We start from the raw sequence: 4,226 nt of genomic DNA, 5'->3' as shown, positions 1-4,226 counted from the left end.
TGGAGCGCCGTCACCCTCGCCGTGCTGATAGCCGCCGGCGCGGGCGGCGGCTACCTCTACTACGAGCACCTGAACTCCAACCTCCGCAAGGACAAGCTCGACCTCGGCGACAGCGGTCTCCAGAAGCCCGAGCCGAACGCCTTCGGGCAGACCCCGATGAACATCCTGCTGATCGGCTCGGACAGCCGGGTGGGCAAGAAGAACGTCGCACTCGGCGGCGCGGCCAAGGACGCGGAACGCAAGCCGCTCGCCGACGTCCAGATGCTGGTGCACGTCTCGGCCGACCGCAGCAACATGTCCGTGCTGTCCGTCCCGCGCGACACCCGGGTGCCGATCCCCCGGTGCACCGACCCGGACGACGGCACGGTCTACCCGCAGACCAACGCCCCCATCAACCAGTCGCTCCAGCACGGCGGCCCCGGATGCACGGTCGCCACCTGGAAGGAGCTGACCGGTATCTACATCGACCACTTCATGATGGTCGACTTCGCCGGTGTGGTGGACATGGCGGACGCCATCGGCGGTGTCCCCGTCTGCGTCGACAACAACGTCTACTCGCGGGACAGCAGGGGCCACGGCAGCGGACTGAAGCTGACCAAGGGCACCCACTCCGTCAAGGGCGTCCAGGCGCTCCAGTGGCTGCGCACCCGTTACGGCTTCGAGGACAACACCGACATCGGGCGGGCCAAGGCCCAGCACATGTACATGAACTCGATGGTGCGTCAGCTGAAGTCCGGCACCAAGCTCACCGACCCGATGAAGCTGCGCGACCTCGCGGAGGCCGCCACCCAGGCGCTCACCGTCGACGAGGGCCTGGGCACCGTCAAGAAGCTCTACGACCTCGGCGGCGACCTCCAGCGGGTGCCGACCGAACGCATCACGATGGCCACCATGCCCTGGCAGTACGGTCCGGGCGAGGCGTACGTCGTACCCCGACCGGGCGACGCGGAGAAGACCTTCGGTCTGCTGCGCAACGACATCGGGCTCGACGGCAAGGACGCCGGGAAGAAGAAGCCCGCCCCGGACCCGAAGCCGTCCACCGCGCCGGAACAGCTGAAGGTCGTGGTGCAGAACGGCACCAACAGCAGTGTGACCGGCCCGGTGCCCGGCCGCGCCGCCACCGTCCAGCAGCAGCTGACGCGGCTCGGCTACACCGCGGCCGGCACGGACACCGCGCTCATCACCCAGGCCGACACCACCGTCACCTACCCGGACAAGGAACTGCGCGGGGACGCGCTGGCGCTGGCCAAGGCCCTGGGGCTGCCGCGGAGCGCGGTGAAGGAGTCCGGCACGGCCCAGGAGGTCCGGCTGGTCGTCGGCAACGACTGGCGCACCGGTACGGCGTACCCGAAGGCGGCCGGGGCCGGGAAGCCGGCGGAGAAGGCGCCGGAGAGCGCGGACACCCTCAACGGCGAGGACAAGAAGGCGTGCATGAAGGTGAACAAGGATTACACCTTCTGACGCCCGTGAAGGGGTGGGCCGGAAAGCCCACCCCCTCGGGACGCTCAGCCGGCCTGCGGCACCGCCGGGCGGCGGCTGGCGATGACCTTCTTCGCCAGGGAGCGGGGGCTGGTGAGGAAGCCCACGCCCCAGGACATGTGCATGGTCGCCAGGGCGACCGGGATACGGACCCGGGCCTTGAGCGGCAGGCCCTTGCCCGCGGGCACCGACCCCGCCGTGATGGCCGCCAGATAGCCGGCCGGGACGGCGAAGCCCCAGGGGGTGACGGTGGCACCGACGACGAGTCCGGCGGCGATGGCGCACACCGCGGTCGGCGGCGCGAGATAGCGCAGATTGATCGAACCGGCGTGGTAGCGGGCGACGACATGACGCCACTTGCCGTAGTTCTTGTACTGCTTCGCCAGCTCCCGGACGTTCGGCCGCGGCCGGTAGCTCACCTTCAGCTCCGGGGAGAACCAGATCGCGCCGCCCGCCTCGCGGATGCGGAAGTTCAGCTCCCAGTCCTGGGCGCGGATGAACTCCTCGTTGTAGCCGCCCTGCCGCTCCAGCGCCTCGCGGCGGAAGACGCCGAGGTAGACGGTCTCGGCGGGGCCCGCGGTGCCGCCGGTGTGGAAGGCGGCGTTGCCGACGCCGATCTTCGAGGTCATCGCGGCGGCGACGGCGTCCTCCCAGGCGTTCTCGCCCTCGGCGTGCATGATGCCGCCGACGTTGTCCGCGCCGGTCTCCTCCAGAAGGCGGACGGCGGTGGCGATGTAGTTCGGGGAGAGCATGCCGTGGCCGTCGACACGGACGACGACGGGGTGCCGGGACGCCTTGATCGCGGCGTTCAGCGCGGCGGGCGTACGGCCCGTGGGGTTGGGCACGGTGTGCACCCGGGGGTCCTCCGCGACCAGTTCGGCCGCGATCTCGTCCGTACGGTCGGTGGACGGCCCGAGGGCGATCACCACCTCCATCTCACCGGCGTATTCCTGTGCCAGGATGTGCCGGACCGAGTTGCGCAGATGACGTTCCTCGTTGAGCACCGGCATGATCACGGAGACGGCCGGGGGCTGCTGCTGGGACATGGTTCCTCGGGTGGACGGCCCGCGCGGAGCCGCCAGCGACGGCAGCGCTCGCCGGGAGACTGCGATAACGCGACTCACGGTACCGCGAACGGTGGACAGCGCCGGACGGCAGCCGGGTGGCGGGCCGGGGGCCGCCCGGCGTGTGGCGCTTTCCACCCGATCATATGGACATACCGTGGCCCCTCGGTCGCGCCCCGACCGCCGCCGGGGCCGGCCGCTCCCGCTCCCGTTCCGCCGCGGAGGTGTCCTTGTGACCGCGCCGACCCGTTCCTCCCGCCCGGTACGGCGCCCCCCGCACCGCTCCGCCTTCCGGCGCGCGGTACGGCGCTGCACCCTGTGGCTCACCGGCGGAGTCTCGCTGGTGGTGCTGGCGGCGAGCGGCGCCGGGCACGTCATGGTCACCGGGGCCGCGCGGCAGATCGGCCGGGTCGACGCGTTCCGCGGCATGCACCACCGGCCGGTCACCGGCACCGGGCTGAACTTCCTGGTCGTCGGCACGGACGGCCGCGACGGGATCACCCCCGAGGAGAAGCGCCGGTACCACCTGGGCGGGGTGGCCTGCCACTGCACGGACACGATGATGCTGGTGCACCTGTCCGCCGCCCGCGACCGCGCCCAGGTCGTCAGCCTGCCCCGCGACACCGCCACCGAGGTGCCCGCGCGCACGGACGCGGACGGCACCGAGCACCGCCGGCACGCCGCCAAACTGAACGCCGTCTACGCGGAGGGCGGCCCCGCCCTCACCGTCCGCACCGTGGAGAGCCTGACCGGGGTGCACATCGACCACTACCTGGAGGTCGACTTCGTCAGCTTCATGCGCAGCGTCGACGCCCTCGGAGGGGTGAACATCTGCACGCCGAAACCGCTCAAGGACAGCTACACCGGGCTGGACCTGCCCGCCGGCACCTCGCACCTCGACGGCGGCCGGGCGCTCCAGTACGTCCGCGCCCGGCACCTCGACGGCTCCGCCGACCTCGGGCGGATGCGGCGCCAGCAGCGCTTCCTCGCCTCCGTGCTGCGCACCCTGGCCTCCTCGGGGGCGCTGGTGAACCCGGTGCGCCTCCAGGGGATCTCCGAGGCCATGCTGCGTTCCGTACGGGCCGACACCGGGTTCGGCCCCCGCGAACTGGCCGATCTCGGGCAGGCGCTGCGCGGCTTCTCCCCCTCGTCCTCCGAATTCACCTCCGTCCCGCTGGCCGCGTCGAGCCCGCGGGTACCGGGGCTGGGGGCGACGGTGTCCTGGGACCAGGAGGCGGCCGGACGGCTGTTCCGGGCGCTGCGCGAGGACCGGCGGTTCGGCACCCGCCCGGCCCGCAGGGCGACACCCGCCGCAACGGTCCCGGTACCACCGGGGCAGATCCGGGTCCAGGTCTCCAACGGCACCTCCCGCCACGGGCTCGCCGGCGCGCTCGCCCAGGACCTGCGCGCCACGGGCTTCACCACCACCGTCGGCCCGGACGCCCCGGCCGGCACTCCGGAGGAGCACACGGTCATCGCCTACGACCCGCGGTGGGACCGTTCCGCCCTCACCCTCGCCACCGCCCTGCCCGGCGCCTGGCTGCGCCCCGTCCCCGGGCAGGGCGCGCTGATGCGGGTGACGGCCGGCCTGCGGCACACCGAGGTCCACCCCGTACGGTCCGCGGACGCGGCCCCGGAGCCGGCCCCGGCTCCGGCGGACCGCCCGGCGCTCACCGGCGACGA

The 4,226-nt window shown here is 72.5% G+C and carries 3 protein-coding genes; 2 read left to right on the top strand and 1 reads right to left on the bottom strand.

Annotated features, from left to right (window positions below; genetic code table 11):
• A partial coding sequence (locus AC51EU_RS27745; RefSeq protein ID WP_496269835.1) for an LCP family protein occupies positions 1 to 1,461 on the top strand: 1,461 nt, incomplete at its 5' end.
• Positions 1,462 to 1,505: 44 nt separating this feature from the next.
• Here AC51EU_RS27745 and AC51EU_RS27740 read toward each other — a convergent pair.
• Positions 1,506 to 2,525, bottom strand: coding sequence for a glycosyltransferase family 2 protein (locus tag AC51EU_RS27740; RefSeq protein ID WP_496269834.1), 1,020 nt, complete (start codon positions 2,523 to 2,525; stop codon positions 1,506 to 1,508).
• A gap of 250 nt (positions 2,526 to 2,775) precedes the next feature.
• Between AC51EU_RS27740 and AC51EU_RS27735 the strand changes: the two genes are divergently transcribed.
• The coding region (locus AC51EU_RS27735; protein ID WP_496269833.1) for an LCP family protein at positions 2,776 to 4,226 on the top strand (1,451 nt) is incomplete at its 3' end.

Source organism: Candidatus Streptomyces philanthi (genome assembly GCF_059553635.1).
This window is presented reverse-complemented; position numbering and strand designations above follow the sequence as displayed.